Annotated in this window: 14 protein-coding genes and 1 pseudogene; 8 read left to right on the forward strand and 7 right to left on the reverse strand. The window is 72.1% G+C overall.

The annotated features are described in order from the left end of the window. Both IE172_RS29070 and IE172_RS29075 read right to left on the reverse strand, forming a co-directional pair. A pseudogene (locus IE172_RS29070) lies at positions 1-230 on the reverse strand (LPXTG cell wall anchor domain-containing protein); the annotation flags it as partial. A 528-nt stretch (positions 231-758) separates the two neighbouring features. Beyond that, positions 759-1,070 carry a chorismate mutase gene (locus tag IE172_RS29075; protein WP_190100309.1) on the reverse strand — a complete coding sequence of 104 codons (312 nt, stop codon included), beginning with the start codon at positions 1,068-1,070 and terminating at the stop codon, positions 759-761. A 445-nt stretch (positions 1,071-1,515) separates the two neighbouring features. Between IE172_RS29075 and guaA the strand changes: the two genes are divergently transcribed. Continuing rightward, on the forward strand, positions 1,516-3,096 hold the full coding sequence (gene guaA / locus IE172_RS29080) for a glutamine-hydrolyzing GMP synthase (protein ID WP_190100310.1): 1,581 nt from the start codon (positions 1,516-1,518) through the stop codon (positions 3,094-3,096). Between the two features lie 9 nt (positions 3,097-3,105). Here guaA and IE172_RS29085 read toward each other — a convergent pair whose 3' ends face one another. Further along, complete coding sequence (locus tag IE172_RS29085; RefSeq protein WP_190100311.1) at positions 3,106-3,585, reverse strand: pyridoxamine 5'-phosphate oxidase family protein; 480 nt, start codon at positions 3,583-3,585, stop codon at positions 3,106-3,108. A 163-nt stretch (positions 3,586-3,748) separates the two neighbouring features. On the opposite strand from IE172_RS29085, the gene IE172_RS29090 reads away from it, so the two are divergent. The 3 genes from IE172_RS29090 (at position 3,749) to IE172_RS29100 (ending at position 6,687) form a co-directional block, all read left to right on the forward strand. Then, positions 3,749-4,543 carry a class II aldolase/adducin family protein gene (locus tag IE172_RS29090; RefSeq protein WP_190100312.1) on the forward strand — a complete coding sequence of 265 codons (795 nt, stop codon included), beginning with the start codon at positions 3,749-3,751 and terminating at the stop codon, positions 4,541-4,543. 156 nt (positions 4,544-4,699) lie between these two features. Continuing rightward, on the forward strand, positions 4,700-5,986 hold the full coding sequence (locus IE172_RS29095; RefSeq protein ID WP_190100313.1) for a hypothetical protein: 1,287 nt from the start codon (positions 4,700-4,702) through the stop codon (positions 5,984-5,986). A gap of 170 nt (positions 5,987-6,156) precedes the next feature. After that, positions 6,157-6,687, forward strand: coding sequence for a DoxX family membrane protein (locus tag IE172_RS29100; RefSeq protein ID WP_190100314.1), 531 nt, complete (start codon positions 6,157-6,159; stop codon positions 6,685-6,687). Here IE172_RS29100 and IE172_RS29105 read toward each other — a convergent pair. Together IE172_RS29105 and IE172_RS29110 are read right to left on the reverse strand one after the other, a co-directional pair. Continuing rightward, positions 6,684-6,899 (reverse strand): hypothetical protein, encoded by a 216-nt coding sequence (locus tag IE172_RS29105; RefSeq protein WP_190100315.1) that lies wholly within the window; start codon positions 6,897-6,899, stop codon positions 6,684-6,686. The genes IE172_RS29100 and IE172_RS29105 overlap by 4 nt on opposite strands. Beyond that, a complete protein-coding gene (locus IE172_RS29110; protein WP_190100316.1) occupies positions 6,886-8,292 on the reverse strand; it encodes a PspC domain-containing protein in 1,407 nt (468 codons plus the stop codon). Before IE172_RS29110 ends, IE172_RS29105 begins: the two co-directional genes overlap by 14 nt. A 179-nt stretch (positions 8,293-8,471) precedes the next feature. Between IE172_RS29110 and IE172_RS29115 the strand changes: the two genes are divergently transcribed. Both IE172_RS29115 and IE172_RS29120 read left to right on the forward strand, forming a co-directional pair. Continuing rightward, positions 8,472-9,764 carry an ATP-binding protein gene (locus IE172_RS29115; protein WP_190100317.1) on the forward strand — a complete coding sequence of 431 codons (1,293 nt, stop codon included), beginning with the start codon at positions 8,472-8,474 and terminating at the stop codon, positions 9,762-9,764. Further along, positions 9,761-10,504, forward strand: coding sequence for a LuxR C-terminal-related transcriptional regulator (locus IE172_RS29120; protein WP_190100318.1), 744 nt, complete (start codon positions 9,761-9,763; stop codon positions 10,502-10,504). The genes IE172_RS29115 and IE172_RS29120 overlap by 4 nt, the downstream gene beginning before the upstream one ends. 19 nt (positions 10,505-10,523) lie before the next feature. Here the strand turns inward: IE172_RS29120 and IE172_RS29125 are convergent, their stop codons facing one another. Next, positions 10,524-11,573 carry a C40 family peptidase gene (locus IE172_RS29125; RefSeq protein WP_190100319.1) on the reverse strand — a complete coding sequence of 350 codons (1,050 nt, stop codon included), beginning with the start codon at positions 11,571-11,573 and terminating at the stop codon, positions 10,524-10,526. Between the two features lie 362 nt (positions 11,574-11,935). Between IE172_RS29125 and IE172_RS29130 the strand changes: the two genes are divergently transcribed. Further along, a complete protein-coding gene (locus tag IE172_RS29130) occupies positions 11,936-12,289 on the forward strand; it encodes a hypothetical protein (protein ID WP_190100320.1) in 354 nt (117 codons plus the stop codon). A 31-nt stretch (positions 12,290-12,320) separates the two neighbouring features. On the opposite strand, the gene IE172_RS29135 is transcribed toward IE172_RS29130, so the two are convergent. After that, positions 12,321-13,493 carry a C40 family peptidase gene (locus IE172_RS29135; protein WP_190100321.1) on the reverse strand — a complete coding sequence of 391 codons (1,173 nt, stop codon included), beginning with the start codon at positions 13,491-13,493 and terminating at the stop codon, positions 12,321-12,323. 477 nt (positions 13,494-13,970) lie between these two features. Between IE172_RS29135 and pcrA the strand changes: the two genes are divergently transcribed. Continuing rightward, entirely contained in the window at positions 13,971-16,454 is a 2,484-nt protein-coding gene (gene pcrA, locus IE172_RS29140; protein WP_190100322.1) for a DNA helicase PcrA, read from the forward strand. Positions 16,455-16,529 lie beyond the last annotated feature (75 nt).

Below are 16,529 nucleotides of genomic sequence, written 5' to 3' on the forward strand. Positions count from 1 at the left end.
GGCGGGTTCTCGCCTTCCGCCGGGGGGTTCTCGCCCTCGGCCGGGGGGTTCTCGCCTTCGGCGGGCGGGTTCTCGCCCTCCGCCGGCGGGTTCTCGCTCTCGGTGGAGATCGTCGACGTGCTCGGCGTCTCCTCGCTGCCGGTCGCGAAGGCTGCCGGAGCCGAGAGCAGGGCGAGCGGCGCTATGACGGCCGTCGCGGCCGCTACGGCCATGGCACGGCGAAGCTTCATGAAGACCTCGGGAAGTCCGGTGTGCCGCGCGGTCGCGGCACGAACGAATGCGGGGAGGCCTCCGCGTGTGGGGCGCGGGTGAGGCCCTTGGTTCCGGTGGTTTGATCACCGAAGCCTGTGAATGGTTGTCCCGGATTTCACATGATTCTTATGTGACGTGGATCACTGACTGCTGGGGAGGGTGAGGGGTGCGGCGTCGTGCCGCCGTCCGGGCCCCCGGGGCGCGCCGCCGGAGGAGGCGCCGGCCGGTGAAACGCGTCGGCCGGCTCCGGGCGTCCCCGGAGCCGGCCTTCTGTCGAGTGACCGGGGTGGCTGTCCCCTGCCGCCCGGTCACCTGGCCGGAGCGAGGTCCCACGGCGTACGGCACGATCCGATCCGTACGCCACACCGCTCCGGCGAGCCACGCGTGGTGCTGCTCGGGCCCGCCCCTGGCTGGCACGGACACCGGTACCAACGAGGCGGACGGGGAGCGGGTCACGCACCGGACGGGTGAGAGCCGACGCGTACGCCTGTCCCCGGGACGCGGAATCAGATCCTGCCGCGGCACAGCTCCAGCAGGGTCATCGCGAGCGTGGTGCCGGGCTTGCCCAGGGCGTCCCGGTAGGTGGCGAGGATCTCCATCTCGCGGGAGAGGTTCACCCGCCGGCCGCCGGAGGCGATCCGTTCCTTCTGGATGACGGCCGACACGGCCATCCGTTCCTGCACGAGACCGATGATCCGGTCGTCGAGCGTGTCGATCCGCTCCCGTGCGCCGGTGATCAGTTCGGCGGCCTCCGTGGTGCGGGCGCCGGTCCTCTCGGCCGTCTCCGCGGTGGTCGGCTCGGTCGTGGTGGCGGTCATCTCGGGACTCCTCGGTGGGGTGAAGGGCGGGGGAGGTGCCCCGGAGCGACACGGTCCGGAGGAAAACGCCAGGCGCCCCGGACCTTGTCGGCCCGGGGCGCCTGGGAAGTCGCTTGTCAGTTGCTCAAGCAGCACGACCATGGCAGCCGGCGGGCCGGGTGCCATAGGTAAAGACGAAGGTCTGGTGCGTGAGCATGGGGCCAAGTATGCCCGGCGGGCCCCGGCTGTCCAACAGGGGCCGCATGGTGAGACGAGGGGCGCGCGCCGGGGGAGTGCCGGCGCCGTCCGGCGACCGCCTTCGTCCCGGCCCCTCCCCCGGGCCTCTGCGCCGGCCTCGGTCACGGCCTCTGCCCGGGGCCTCCGTCACGGCCCGGGGCGTGCTCCGCCGCCGTCTCGGTAGACTCGGGAGGCACAAGACCCCCGCCCCACCGCCGGAAGGCACCTCGTGTCATCAGCGTCTCCCGCTGCCAACGCGCCCGACACCGTTCTGGTCGTCGACTTCGGCGCGCAGTACGCCCAGCTCATCGCCCGTCGCGTCCGCGAGGCGCGGGTCTACAGCGAGATCGTGCCGAGCACCATGCCGGTCGCCGAGATGCTCGCCAGGAACCCGGCGGCGATCATCCTCTCCGGCGGCCCCTCGTCCGTGTACGAGGAGGGCGCCCCCCGCCTCGACCGCGAGATCTTCGAAGCCGGCGTGCCCGTCTTCGGCATGTGCTACGGCTTCCAGCTCATGGCCCAGAGCCTGGGCGGCCAGGTGGACAACACCGGAGCCCGTGAGTACGGCCGCACGGACCTGCACGTCTCCCGGAGCTCCTCCACCCTCTTCGAGGGAACCCCGGACGAGCAGGCCGTGTGGATGTCGCACGGCGACGCCTGTTCCGCCGCCCCCGAGGGCTTCTCCGTCACGGCCTCCACGGACGTCGTCCCGGTCGCCGCCTTCGAGAACGACGAGAAGAAGCTCTACGGCGTCCAGTACCACCCCGAGGTGATGCACTCCACGCACGGACAGCAGGTGCTGGAGCACTTCCTGTACCGGGGCGCGGGACTGACCCCGGACTGGACCACGGGCAACGTCATCGAGGAGCAGGTCGCCTCGATCCGCGAGCTGGTCGGCGACAAGCGCGCCATCTGCGGCCTGTCCGGCGGTGTGGACTCCGCGGTCGCCGCCGCCCTCGTCCAGAAGGCCATCGGCTCCCAGCTGACCTGCGTCTACGTCGACCACGGCCTGATGCGCAAGGGCGAGACCGAGCAGGTCGAGAAGGACTTCGTCGCCGCGACCGGCGTCCAGCTGAAGGTCGTGGACGCGCAGGACCGGTTCCTGAAGGCGCTGGCCGGGGTCTCCGACCCCGAGGAGAAGCGGAAGATCATCGGCCGGGAGTTCATCCGGGTCTTCGAGCAGGCCCAGGCCGAGATCATCGCGGACGAGGGCCCGGCCGTGGAGTTCCTCGTCCAGGGCACGCTCTACCCGGACGTCGTCGAGTCCGGCGGCGGCACCGGCACCGCCAACATCAAGTCCCACCACAACGTGGGCGGCCTCCCCGAGGACCTCGAGTTCAAGCTGGTCGAGCCGCTGCGCCAGCTGTTCAAGGACGAGGTCCGCATGGTCGGCCAGGAACTCGGCCTGCCGGACGAGATCGTCCACCGTCAGCCCTTCCCCGGCCCCGGCCTCGGCATCCGCATCGTCGGCGAGGTCACCAAGGAGCGGCTCGACCTGCTCCGCGAGGCCGACGCCATCGCCCGTGAGGAACTCACCGCCGCCGGCCTCGACCGGGACATCTGGCAGTGCCCGGTGGTCCTGCTGGCCGACGTCCGTTCGGTGGGCGTCCAGGGCGACGGCCGCACCTACGGTCACCCGATCGTGCTGCGCCCGGTCTCCAGCGAGGACGCCATGACCGCCGACTGGTCCCGGCTGCCGTACGACGTCCTCGCCAAGATCTCCACCCGCATCACCAACGAGGTGCGGGACGTCAACCGGGTCGTCCTCGACGTCACCTCCAAGCCGCCGGGGACCATCGAGTGGGAGTAGCCCCAAGGGCTAGGTCCGTCTGAGGGTCCGCACCGGCTCTCCGGGCTTCCAGACCTGGACGACCAGGTACTTCTCGTCCTCGACGCAGGTCCGTACGACCTCCGTCAGCTCGGTGCGGAAGAGGTGGAACGGCTCCGGCGGTTCCGCCTCTTCGGCGTACCGGGCCCGGGTCTCCGTGTCCTCGGCGGCGATCTCGACCGCCCGGCCGCCGATGCGGACGTCGCCGCCGCCCATGCCGGTGCCCTCGCCCGGGTTCGCCTGCAGCGCGAAGCGCGGGTCGCGGCGCAGGTCCAGCGCCTTGAGCGAGTCCGGCATCATGCCGAGCCACAGCTCCCCGTCGGAGAAACGGACCTCCAGGCCGGTGGTGCGCGGCGAACCGTCCCGGCGCAGGGTCGCGAGGACATGGTGGGTGTACGCGGCGAAGCGCTCCTCCACGGTCCTCGCCAGCTCCGGTTCCAGCGCGGTGAAGGCCGCCCAATTCGTGTGCATGGGCCGAGTGTGGCGGGGATACCGGACATCCTGTGTCGGGTAACGGCGGGCGTCCTCCGGACGGAGCAGCGGCCGCGTACCGCATCTTTACGGAAGAGAGCTGTCGTACGGCCCGGCCCGCAGGTAACTTCCGCCCCGTACGCCCACCCCCGCGGGAGGACTCATGCACGGGCCCACGCCGCCCCTGCCGCTGCCCACCGACAAGCTGCGCTTCCCCATGCCGCCCATGCACGCGTCGGCCGAGGACGAACGCCGGCACCGCAAGGAACGGCTCGCCGGCGCACTGCGGCTCTTCGGGCGGCTCGGCTACGAGGACGGTGTCTCGGGGCACATCACCGCACGCGACCCCGAGTTCAGCGACTGCTTCTGGGTGAACCCCTTCGGCATGCCCTTCCGCCACGTCACCGTGAGCGACCTGGTGCTCGCCAACCGGGACGGCCAGGTCGTCGAGGGCGGCCACCACGTCAACCAGGCCGCGTTCACCGTGCACGCCCAGGTGCACGCGGCCCGGCCCGACGTGGTCGCCGTCGCCCACTGCCACTCCGTGCACGGGCGGGCCCTCGCCGCCCTCGGTGACCTGCTCGACCCCATCACCCAGGAGAGCTGCGCCTTCTACGAGGACCACGCCCTCTACGACGCCTACAGCGGCGTCACCGTCGACGCCGAGGAGGGGCGGCGCATCGCGGGCGTGCTCGGCTCGCACAAGGCGCTCGTGCTGCGCAACCACGGGCTGCTCACCGTGGGGGACTCCGTCGACGCGGCGGCCTGGTGGTTCATCACCATGGAACGGTCCTGCCAGGTGCAGCTCACCGCCCGCGCGGCGGGCCGGCCCGTCCTCATCGGCCACCGGCCGGCGGTCGCCACACGGGAACAGCTCGGCGGGGACCTCGTCGCGTGGATCAACTACCAGCCGATGTGGCAGGAGATCAGCCGGAGCGAGCCGGATCTGCTGACCTAGACCGGGCGTGTCAACCGGGTGCCGCGAAGTTCACCCGTACCGGCCGGGCCTGCCGGACGGGGAGGCCGCGCGGTAGGGCACAATTCGCTCTCGTCGCAGGGGACTTGTGACGTGGGTGTCGACGGGTGTCAACGGTGGGGAAGGCGGGTTCCGGGCGTGGCGGTGCAGGAGGCCGGACAGAGCGGCGCGGACACGGGCGCGGGCGCGCACGGGGGCGGCTGCACCTGCGGGGACTGCCCGCACGGGGCGCGTGAGGGGCATCGGCGCGCGGTCGCGGCGTTCCTGCTGAAGCGGGACGAGTTCGCGGCCGGACACGGAGTGCCTGCCGCGGTGGCGCACTCCGCGTCCGCCTCTCGGCAGTGGGTGTCGGAGGAACTCACCCAGGCCGCGGAAGCCGTCGCCGTGCGGGGGCGGGCCGAGGGCGAGGCATGGCTGACACGGCTGTGGCGGTGGACCGCGGTCGTGGTCTGGGCGGGCGTGGTGCTGTTGCTCCTCGGGCAGGCGCTCACGGCGATCGGCGCGGGGTGGACCTCCGCGCGCACCGCCGGGCTGCTGGCCGCGGTCGTCGTCGCCGGCGCGCTGACCGCCGCGTCGTGGTTCCACCGGGCCCGCGGTGGCGCGCTGGCGCCCGTGATCGGCGAGGACAACCGGCTCTCCACCTCCCGTGCGGTGGCGGCCTGCTGGGTGCTGCTCGTCGCGTTCGCGGTACTCGTTCTGGTGGGGCGGCTGGCGGCCGCCTCCGGTCACCGGGAGCGCGACGCGCTGATCGACGGGCTCGAACTCGCCCGCGGTGCGGGCGTCGTGACCGTGCTGGCCGTGGTCTGCGGGATCGCCGTGCTGGTGCGGCGCGTGGTCGGGCTGCGCGTGCAGGGACAGCGGCTGCAGAAAGTGCGCGCGCACCGGCCCGGGGCGGCGGATCTGCTGACCGACGACGCCGGGCGGGGGAGCTTCGCCGACATCCAGTACGTCGTGATCAGCGGGGTCGCCCTGGCGTTCGCGGCGGTGCGGCTGGCCCGGCGGCCGGACCAGCTGCCGGATCTGCCGTGGGGGCTCGCGGTGGTGGTGCTGGTGTCGGCGGGGACGTATCTCGCGGGCAAGTACGCGGAGGGCGGGCGTCCGGTGATCCTGTCCGTGGTGCGGGCACGGGAGGCCGGGGACCTGGACGCGCCGATCCGCACCGGGGACGACATCGAGATCCGGGGCGCCGGGTTCGTGCCGGCGGGGGCCCAGGGGGCGGACCGGCTGTCGCGGATGGTGGTGCGGGTGGGCGCGGTGAACGTCCACGTGCCCCTGGTCCCGGTCACCGGCGGCTTCGACAACCCCACGGACGCCCTGCTGACGGTGCCGGTACCGGCGGAGGTGGAGCCGGGCCGGGTGGACGTCCAGGTGATCACCGCGGCGGGCGTGGAGACCAACCGGTACACGATCGACGTGACGGACTAGCGGGGCCCGGCTCCCGGCTTCCCGCGGGTTGCGAGAACGCCCCCGGCCCACACCCGGTCCCCCATCCGCTCAAGAAAAACCCGACACAGAGGGTTGAGGCACGACAGTTTGTCGTACGTATGGTCTTCGAGGAGGCCCTCCGGCATCACAGTGAGAGGCGGCGGACAGCGATGACTCACGGTATGCGCGCGGACACGCACCCCCCACACGCCGGAGACGACAGGGACTGGCGCGACACCGCCACCCGCTACGCCCTCCTCCCCCTGCGCCTCTTCCTCGGCGTCACCTTCATCTACGCCGGCCTGGACAAACTCACGGACAGCGCCTTCCTGAAGGACTCCGGGGCCGGTTCGATCGGCGACATGATGCGCGCCGTCCGGGACTCCTCCGCCATTCCCGCGATGGTCGACATGGCACTGGAGAGCCCCGTCGCGTTCGGCTGTGCCATCGCCCTCGGGGAAGTGGCCGTGGGCATCGGCACCCTGCTCGGTCTGCTCACCCGCCTCGCCGCCCTCGGCGGAGCGCTGATCTCCCTCAGCCTGTGGCTGACCGTGAGCTGGGCGGCCGATCCGTACTACTACGGCAACGACCTGCCGTACCTCATGGCGTGGATCCCGCTGGTGCTCGCGGGAGCCCCGGTGCTGTCCGTGGACGCCGCCCTGCGAGGGCGGCGACGCCGGCGGACGAGGGACGACCGCTAGCTCGCCGCGGTGTCCTCCTTGCCCCGGCGGCGTAGGCGGCCGGCCAGGGAGCCCACCGCGCCGGCCAGGCAGAGTCCCCCGGTCACGACCGGGATGACGACGAACCACGGGGTGTGCCAGGCGCCGCCCGCGTCGCCGGCGTAGGTCACCGCGGCGGCGACGAGGGCGACGCCGGCGACCAGCCTGCCGGGCTGGAACTCATGACGCAGCACGGCTCACCTCCGCCTGTCCCACGCCGACATGGAGTTCGATGTCGAGGGTGCCCGCCTTCTCGGTGCCCGCGGGCGGTCGCAGGGTCACCTCTTCGCGCTTGCCCGGTGCCACGTCCACGTCCTTCCGCTTGTCGCCGGGCAACTGGATGTCGCCCACCCCCACGTCGATGGTCAGCTTCACGATGGCGTCCCTCGGCACGATCACGTGGATCCGGCCCAGGCCGACGTGGAACTCCGTCGAGACGGTGTCGTTCTCGGGCACCCGTATCGCGGACAGGTCCAGTTCGCCCTCGCCCGCGCCCAGGTCGTACAGGGGACGTATCTGCGCGACCGTGGTGGGTCCCCAGGTCGTGCGCGTCCAGTCGGTGCCGATGTTCTCGGGGACGGCGGTCGAACCGGCCAGCAGGCCCGCCGTGACGACCGCGAGGACGACGGATCCCGCGCCGGTGCGGCCGAGGAACGCGCTGACGGCGATGCCGAGTCCGAAGACGGCGAGCGCGCAGGCGAGACCGGTCTGCAGGCTGGTGCCGAGCGGATGCGCCTCCCAGGTCAGACCGGTGCCCAGGCCGGCCGCGAGCAGGGCGAACAGGAAGACCCACCCGCCGATCCCGCGGGGCCCGCGCGGCTTCACCGGCCGGCGGGGCGGTGCGTACGGCGTGTCACGGGTGCCCGTGCCCGTGCCGGTGCGGGTACGGGTGCGGGTGTCGAGGCCGATGTTGACGGCCGCGGCGATGTCCAGGTCGCGGGAGTTCTCCGGCCCCCAGAGATATCCCGTGCCGCCCACATGGGTGCCGTCCTTGACGATCGGGTCGCGCCACCACGAGGGGAAGGCGTCGGGGACCGGCGGCGCCTGGGGCTCCGGCGGGGCGTCGGCGACGGCCTGGGCGGCGATGTGGTCGGGGCTGGGGGTGCCGCGCCGCCGCGACCAGTACCCGGCGCCGGCGAGCAGCAGGGACAGTATGACGGCGAAGCTCAGCACGCCGTCGTTGTTCAGCATGGAGAGGAAGACGCCGCAGCCGACCAGCGCGAACAGCACGGCCGTCAGGGTGTGGCCGTCGACCCGGCCGGTCAGCAGCCGGCGGATCTCGTTCTCCTCGTCGTCGTCGTACGGGACGAAGAGCCAGGCGAAACCGTAGAAGATGAGGCCGATGCCGCCGGTGGCGGAGAGGACCGCGAGGGTGATGCGGAAGATCACCGGGTCCATGTCGCACTGCCGGCCGAGCCCCGCGCACACCCCGCCGAGCATCTGGTGCCGGCGGTCCCGGCGGAAGCGGTGGTCCGCGTCCGCCGGGCCGGTCCCGCCGGGCGCGGCGTCCTGCGGCCCGGTGCCCCGGGAGGGGCGCGGGCCGGAGCCGGGCCCCGGATCCGCCGCGGCGTGCTGGTGATCGGTCATGGGTCCATGGTGACGGGCGAGCCGCCGTGGCGGGAGTCGGAACGACCCTGGCCGGACCCTGATATCGGTCCCTGAGCCGGGACAGGGAAGCGGACGGGGAACCGGCGGCGCGGAGATCAGGGGAGTCTCCGGGACGGACCCTGATGCTCCGGCAACCCGGGCGTGTGACCATCATTGGCATGTCGGAAGCCGCAGCAGCGCCAGTCGTCGAGCCGCGGCCGCCGCGCAAGCTCTACCGCAGCAGTGACGGACGCTGGCTCGGTGGCGTGGCGCGGGGGCTCGCCGGACACCTCGGGCTGCCCGTGATCTGGGTGCGTCTCGTCTTCGTCGCCCTGTTCATGGCCGACGGTCTCGGCGCCCTGCTGTACGCCGCGTTCTGGTTCTTCGTACCGCTCGGTGTCGGAGGGGTGGACGCGCAGAAGCAGACCCCGCCGGTGACGACCGAGACCGCGCCGGACGGCCGGCGCAGGCTCGTCACCCGCAGACCCGACAAGGGGCAGATCGTCGCCCTGCTGCTCATGGTCGTGGTGGCCATGGTCTTCGTGGGCAGCGTCGACCTGAACAACGGCACCAGGGCCTACCTCTGGCCGACCGTCCTGGTCGGCGCGGGTGTCGCCCTGGTGTGGCGGCAGGCGGACAACGCGCGGCGGGCCCGCTGGATGGAGGCCGGCCGCCGCCGGCGCACCGTCACGCTGCTGCGTGCCGTGGCCGGTGTGCTGCTGGTGACGGCGGGCGCCTCGGGCATCTTCGTCCTGCGGGGGTCCGGCAGCCACCTCGGCTCGGTGCTCCAGGCGGCCCTCGCGGTCCTCGTGGGCATCACGCTCCTCGCCGGCCCCTACCTGGTGCGCATGACGCAGGACCTCTCCGAGGAGCGCCTGATGCGCATCCGCGCGCAGGAACGCGCCGAGGTCGCCGCCCACGTCCACGACTCGGTGCTGCACACCCTCACCCTGATCCAGCGCAACGCGGACAACGCCGGCGAGGTGCGCCGGCTGGCCCGTGCCCAGGAGCGCGACCTGCGCGCCTGGCTCTACAAGCCGGAGGGCAACGGGAAGGACGAGGACGACGAGCCCACCACCCTCGCCGAGGCCGTGAAGCGCAACGCCGCCGAGGTCGAGGACAAGCACGGCGTCCCCCTCGAGGTCGTCGTCGTCGGCGACTGCCCGCTCGACGAGAGGATCGGCGCACAGATGCAGGCCGCGCGGGAAGCAATGGTCAACGCCGCCAAGTACGGTGGCGAGGGAGGCGCGGTGCAGGTCTACGCCGAAGTCGAGGGGAAGAAGGTCTTCGTGTCGGTCCGTGACCGTGGCCCCGGCTTCGACCTGGAGTCGATACCCGCCGACCGGATGGGCGTCAGAGAATCGATCATCGGCCGCATGGAGCGCAACGGCGGCACGGCGCGGCTGCGCGCGGTGCCCGACGGCGGCACGGAGGTCGAGCTGGAGATGGAGAGGGCGGAGAAGACGTCATGAGCGAGCCGACCGAGGCGAACGCGACGGCGGGAGCGGGGCAGGGATCCGAGTCCGGCGAGCCGGCCGGGAGCACCGCCGGACGTCATGTGCGGGTCGTCCTCGTCGACGACCACCGCATGTTCCGCACGGGGGTCCAGGCCGAGATCGGGCAGACCGCGCAGACGGGTGTCGAAGTGGTCGGCGAGGCCGCCGACGTCGACCAGGCGGTCACGGTCATCACCGCGACCCGGCCCGAGGTAGTCCTGCTCGACGTGCATCTTCCCGGTGGCGGCGGCGTCGAAGTGCTGCGCCGCTGCGCTCCGTTGATGGCGGACACCGAGCAGCCGGTCCGCTTCCTCGCGCTGTCCGTGTCGGACGCGGCGGAGGACGTGATCGGGGTGATCCGGGGCGGCGCCCGCGGCTACGTCACCAAGACGATCACCGGGACCGACCTGGTCGACTCGATCTTCCGGGTCCAGGAGGGCGACGCCGTCTTCTCGCCGCGGCTGGCCGGCTTCGTCCTGGACGCCTTCGCGTCGACCGACGCCCCGCCGGTCGACGAGGACATGGACCGCCTCACCCAGCGCGAGCGGGAGGTACTGCGGCTGATCGCCCGGGGATACGCGTACAAGGAGATCGCCAAGCAGCTGTTCATCTCGGTGAAGACGGTCGAGTCCCATGTGTCGGCGGTGCTGCGCAAGCTCCAGCTGTCCAACCGTCACGAGCTGACCCGCTGGGCGACGGCACGCCGGCTGGTGTGAACCGGGGGCGCGCGGCCGCTCAACTCACACGCGTGGCGCCCGCGAAGGGCATCTCGTCGACGGGGGCCAGGCGTACGGGCGCCGAGGGGTTCGGGGCGTGGATCATCCTGCCGTCGCCGACGTAGATGCCGACGTGGCTGATGCCGGAGTAGAAGAAGACCAGGTCGCCGGGGAGCAGCTCGGAGCGGGCGACGCGGCGGCCGGCGGCGATCTGGGCGTAGGTGGTACGGGGCAGGGCGACGCCGGCGGAGTGGTACGCGGCCTGGACGAGGCCCGAGCAGTCGAAGGCGTCCGGGCCGGTCGCGCCCCAGACGTAGGGGCTGCCGATCTTCTCGTAAGCGTAGGCGACGGCCTCCGCGGCGCGGGGGCCGGGGGCCCGGGAGGTGACGGAGACGGGGGCGGCCGGGCCGGCACCGGCGTCCGAGGAGCGCGCGGCCTGGCCGGCGCCGCTGCCGCGCTGCCCGGGTGCCAGGTCGGCCAGCAGACGGCGGGCGGCGGTCAGCTTGCCGGTGATCGTCTTCCGGTGCCGCTCCAGCTCTGCCCGGTGGGACGTCAGCGACTCCGCCTCGGCGCGGGCCGCCCCGCGCAACTGCTCGATCTCCCGGAGCCTGCTGCGGACGCGCCCCACCTGTGCCTTCTGGCGGCTGCCCACGCGTTCGGCGAGGGCGGCGCCCTCCAGGTAGCCGTCCGGGTCGTCGGTCAGGATCAGTTGCAGGGCGGGGTCGAGGCCGCCGCCCCGGTACTGTGCCGCCGCCACCGAACCGAGGGCCTCGCGCGCGTCGTCGAGCCGGGCCTTCCCGCGAGCGGTCTCGTCCTGCAGGGCGCGCAGCCGGCGTTGGGCCGACTCGGCCTTCTCCTTCGCGCCGTTGTACTTCTCGGTGGCGGCCTCCGCCTCCCGGTAGAGCCGGGCGACGTCGGCCCTGACCTGCTCCGGTGTCCGCTGGGGTTCGGCGAGCGCGGGCCCGTCGAGGCCGGTCGCGGCGGCCGCGCCGGCGAGGGCGACGGTGGCGGCGGCGCGGGCCGTGCGACCGCCCGCCGTGCGCTTCCCGGTCCTGCGGTGCGCTGCCACCTGAACTCCCTCTCTCCTCCACGGCCACCCCGGGCGGGCTGCCGTCCGGCGGTCCGGCGGCGGGAGTGCACAGGGGGAGCCGTCCGCCGCCGGACCGTCTTCGGCGGTGGTGTCCGGCTGCCGCCCTTGGCCCGGGCGGCGATGGTGAGCCGGTCACCTGGGGCAGGAGGCTAGGCCCCGCCGGGCGGCGCGGGTGGCGGGTTGTGCGGAAGTGGCGGGAGCGGACCGACGGGTGACCGTAAGTGACCGGGAGGCTGCTCCGGCTCTCCCGCTTCTACTCTGAGTGATGACCGATGAGGGGAAGGACGGCGGGGCGAGGGCGCCGGAGTGGTACGGGAGGCGTGTGGTTAGGCTCCGGCCTCATGGACGTACTCACCCACATCTTCGTCGGTCTGCACATCATCGGTATCGCGTCGCTGCTCGGGGGCTTCCTCACCCAGATGAAGGCGATGGGCGAGGGCACCGCCCGCTTCAGCCCCGCGATGCTGCACGGCGCGCTGACCATGCTCGTCACCGGCATAGCCCTGGTCGGCCTCAACGAGGCGCAGGACCACACCGTCGACCACGTGAAGATCGGCGTGAAGCTGGCCCTGCTGATCGTCATCCTCGGCCTGGTCTACGTGAAGCGCGACGACGAGAAGGTGGACAAGGGCCTGTTCGGCCTGGTCGGCCTGCTGACCGTGACGAACGTCTTCATCGCCGTGCTGTGGACCTGACCGCCTCCGCGCAGGTCCACTCCCGGCCGGGTCAGGCGGGGCGCACCACGCTGTGCACCGAGGACTCGCCGTCGTAGAAGATCGACTCCTCGCGGACGTACGTGCCGGGCTTCGGGGCGTGGATCATCATGCCGTTGCCGATGTAGAGGCCCACGTGGGTGACGTCGTCGTAGAAGAACACGAGGTCACCGGGTCGCGCCTGGGACACGGGGACCGTGGTGCCGGCGTTCACCTGGTCGTAGGTGGTGCGCGGCAGGGCGACCCCGGCGGCCTTCCAGGCGGCCTGGGTGAGGCCGGAGCAGTCGTAGGAGCCGGGCCCGGTGGCGCCCCACACGTACGGCTTGCCGATCTGGGCGCGGGCGAAGGCGATGGCCTTCTCGGCCTTGGTTCCGTACGAGGAGCCCGCCGAGGCGGACGGTGAGGTGGCCGAGCCGGAGGATCCGGTGCCGTCCGGGCCGCCGCCGTCCTGCTGGGCCGCCTCCTCCCGGGCCTGCTGCTCCGCCTGCTGCCGGGCGAGCTCGGCGGCCTGGCGGGCGGCCTCCTCCTGCTTCTCCTTCTCGATCGCGGCGAGCCGCGCCTTCTCCTCGGCGGTCAGCTTCGACATCAGCTCGCGCGCGTCGGTGAGCTTCTTCTGGACGGTGGCCTTGGCCGTCTTCAGGTCGTCCTGCGACTCGGTGAGCGTCCGGAGGCTCTCCGTGGCCTCCTGGCGCTTCTTCATCGTCTCGGACTGCTGGGTGACGTAGTCGTCGACCGCCTGCTTCTGGCGGCCGGTCACCCGGTCCATCACCTGGCGCTGGTCGAAGACGTCCTGCGGGGTGTCTGCGAGCAGGAAGGTCGCGGTGTCGGGGACGCCGGCGCCGGTCCGGTACTGCGCGGCGGCGAAGGAACCCAGTTCCTCGCGCGCGTCGTTGAGCTTCTGGGTGCGCTTGGCCACGTCGTCCAGGAGGGTGTCGACGCGCTTGCGCTGCTTGGTGGTCTTCTCCTTGGCCGCGTTGTACTTCTCGGTCGCCGACTCGGCCTGGCGGTAGAGGTCGCCGACCTTCTTCTCGACCTCCTCCAGACTCGGCTTGTCGTCGTCCGTGGGGGCGGCGTTGGCCGTCTGGGAGAGCAGGGCGACGGAGGTCAGGGCGGCCGTGGCCAGGGCCGGGGTCCGTATGCCTGCCACGCGCGTGCCGGGGGTGCGCGACTTGCGGTGCGACGCCAAGGGAGGCGACTCCTTCCACTGCTCCGCCTACCGGGTCAGCGGTGGGGGGCACCTCCCAGGCCGTCCAGGCACTGGGGGAGGGTTCGGGCGGGTGGTTCGGAAGGGTTGCCCTACGGCCGCTCCGCGCGGGAGCGGTCCGATTCACCCCAGGGATTCGGTGGGTCCCCGGCTCCGGCTGTCGCGGCGGACAGTGACGGACTCGGCGGAGGCCGCGCGGTCCGGCGAGGTTCGCCGGCGGGGGACGAGCGGCCTGCCCGCACCGTAGCCAACGGGTGTGGTGCCTGTGAAGGTTGATGGGTGATATGCCCGATACATTTTTGTGACCTTCCGCGACTGGTCACCCAGGGTGAGGGAGCGGTCCTGGAGGGTGGGCGTCCGCGCGACGGCCGGGGCCGGGAGCCCGCGCTGTCAGGGGACCGGGGGATGTTTCCGGGGTGGCACCTCGTTGTCGGTGGGGCACCCTAGACTCGGAGAGCGATGAGCAGCCTCTTTGACGACAGCTTCCTGGCGGACCTCCAGGCCCAGCGGAGCCCAGCGGACGAGCCCCCGCCACCGCCCGAGGACGAGCACGCGCCGGAGACCGTTCCGGACGACCTGTTCGGCGGGAAGTTCGACGTGCCGCCGGACCGGGACGCCTACTACCGCGACGGCGCCCCGCGCCCCGTGATCGACGCCGCGGCGCTGCTGGAAGGGCTGAACGACAACCAGCGCGCCGCCGTCGTGCACTCCGGCACCCCGCTGCTCATCGTGGCCGGCGCCGGTTCCGGCAAGACCCGCGTCCTCACCCACCGCATCGCCCACCTGCTGGCCGAGCGGCACGTCCACCCGGGCCAGATCCTCGCGATCACCTTCACCAACAAGGCCGCGGGCGAGATGAAGGAGCGCGTCGAGCAGCTCGTCGGACCGCGGGCGAACGCGATGTGGGTCATGACGTTCCACAGCGCGTGCGTGCGCATCCTGCGCCGCGAGAGCAAGAAACTCGGCTTCACGTCGTCGTTCTCGATCTACGACGCCGCCGACTCCAAGCGCCTGATGGCCCTGGTCTGCCGTGACCTGGACCTCGACCCCAAGCGTTTCCCGCCGAAGTCCTTCAGCGCCAAGATCAGCAACCTGAAGAACGAGCTGATCGACGAGGAGGACTTCGCCGCCCAGGCGACCGACGGCTTCGAGAAGACCCTCGCCCAGGCGTACGCGCTGTACCAGTCGCGGCTTCGCGAGGCGAACGCGCTGGACTTCGACGACCTGATCATGACGACGGTCAACCTGCTCCGCGCCTTCCCCGACGTCGCCGAGCACTACCGCCGCCGCTTCCGGCACGTCCTGGTGGACGAGTACCAGGACACCAACCACGCGCAGTACGCGCTGGTCCGCGAACTGGTCGGCACCCCCTCCGAGCACCCCGTCGACGTACCGCCGGAGGCCGAGGTGCCGCCCGCCGAGCTGTGCGTGGTGGGTGACGCCGACCAGTCGATCTACGCCTTCCGCGGTGCGACGATCCGCAACATCCTCCAGTTCGAGGAGGACTACCCGGAGGCGACCACGATCCTGCTGGAGCAGAACTACCGCTCCACCCAGACCATCCTGAGCGCCGCCAACGCCGTCATCGAGCGCAACGAGTCGCGCCGCCCGAAGAACCTGTGGACCAAGGCCGGCTCCGGCGCGCGGATCACCGGATACGTCGCGGACACCGAGCACGACGAGGCGCAGTTCGTCGCCGACGAGATAGACCGCCTCACCGACGCGGGCGAGGCCAAGGCGGGCGATGTCGCGGTCTTCTACCGCACCAACGCCCAGTCCCGTGTCTTCGAGGAGATCTTCATCCGCGTCGGCCTGCCCTACAAGGTCGTCGGCGGTGTGCGCTTCTACGAGCGCAAGGAGGTCCGGGACGTCCTGGCCTACCTGCGGGTGCTCGCCAACCCCGAGGACTCGGTGCCGCTGCGCCGCATCCTCAACGTGCCCAAGCGGGGCATCGGCGACCGCGCCGAAGCCATGATCGACGCCCTCGCCCAGCGCGAGAAGATCAGTTTCCCGCAGGCGCTGAAGCGCGTCGACGAGGCGTACGGCATGGCCGCGCGCTCGTCGAACGCCGTGAAGCGGTTCAACACGCTGATGGAGGACCTTCGTACGGTCGTCGAGTCCGGCGCGGGCCCGGCCACCGTCCTGGAGGCGATCCTCGAACGCACCGGCTACCTGGCCGAGTTGCAGGCGTCCACCGACCCGCAGGACGAGACCCGGATCGAGAACCTCCAGGAACTCGCCGCCGTCGCGCTGGAATTCGAGCAGGAGCGCGGCGAGGGCGAGTCGGTCACGCTGTCCGACTTCCTGGAGCAGGTGGCCCTGGTCGCCGACTCCGACCAGATCCCCGACGAGGACGAGGACGGTTCGGGCGTCATCACCCTGATGACCCTGCACACCGCCAAGGGCCTGGAGTTCCCGGTCGTCTTCCTGACCGGCATGGAGGACGGCGTCTTCCCGCACATGCGCGCCCTCGGCCAGACCAAGGAACTGGAGGAGGAGCGGCGCCTGGCGTACGTCGGCATCACCCGGGCGCGGGAGCGGCTCTACCTCACCCGGTCGACGCTGCGCAGCGCGTGGGGCCAGCCGTCGTACAACCCGCCCTCCCGCTTCCTGGAGGAGATCCCGGCCGCCCACCTGGAGTGGAAGCGGACGGGGTCGAGCGCGCCCGCGTCCTCCGGACCGGTGTCGGGGGTCGCGGCCTCGCTGTCGTCGTCCCGCTCCCGCTCGTCGGCCTCGGGCGCCTCCGGCTTCGCCACCCGGCGGACGGCGGAGAAGCCCGTGGTGTCACTGGCGGTCGGGGACCGGGTCACGCACGACCAGTTCGGCCTCGGCACGGTGGTCGGGGTGAAGGGCACGGGCGCGAACGCGGAGGCGACGATCGACTTCGGGGAGTCCAAGCCCAAGCGTCTGCTGCTGCGGTACGCGCCGGTGGAGAAGCTGTAGCCGAAAGCCGGTGACCCGCGAGCCCCGGCCGACGGGGCTCGCGGGTCACCGGCTGTTCGGTGCTGTCTGCCGTGC

Origin of the sequence: Streptomyces griseoflavus (assembly GCF_014649995.1) — a bacterium.
Taxonomy (GTDB): Bacteria; Actinomycetota; Actinomycetes; order Streptomycetales; family Streptomycetaceae; genus Streptomyces; species Streptomyces griseoflavus.

Excerpts from the sequence above, each read along its gene's own strand:
- IE172_RS29115 (WP_190100317.1), top strand. The coding sequence starts at position 8,472 with ATGTCGGAAGCCGCAGCAGCGCCAGTCGTCGAGCCGCGGCCGCCGCGC.
- IE172_RS29130 (WP_190100320.1), top strand. The coding sequence starts at position 11,936 with ATGGACGTACTCACCCACATCTTCGTCGGTCTGCACATCATCGGTATC.
- IE172_RS29110 (WP_190100316.1), bottom strand. The coding sequence starts at position 8,292 with ATGACCGATCACCAGCACGCCGCGGCGGATCCGGGGCCCGGCTCCGGC.
- IE172_RS29085 (WP_190100311.1), bottom strand. The coding sequence starts at position 3,585 with ATGCACACGAATTGGGCGGCCTTCACCGCGCTGGAACCGGAGCTGGCG.
- IE172_RS29090 (WP_190100312.1), top strand. The coding sequence starts at position 3,749 with ATGCACGGGCCCACGCCGCCCCTGCCGCTGCCCACCGACAAGCTGCGC.
- IE172_RS29100 (WP_190100314.1), top strand. The coding sequence starts at position 6,157 with ATGACTCACGGTATGCGCGCGGACACGCACCCCCCACACGCCGGAGAC.
- IE172_RS29075 (WP_190100309.1), bottom strand. The coding sequence starts at position 1,070 with ATGACCGCCACCACGACCGAGCCGACCACCGCGGAGACGGCCGAGAGG.
- pcrA (WP_190100322.1), top strand. The coding sequence starts at position 13,971 with ATGAGCAGCCTCTTTGACGACAGCTTCCTGGCGGACCTCCAGGCCCAG.
- IE172_RS29120 (WP_190100318.1), top strand. The coding sequence starts at position 9,761 with ATGAGCGAGCCGACCGAGGCGAACGCGACGGCGGGAGCGGGGCAGGGA.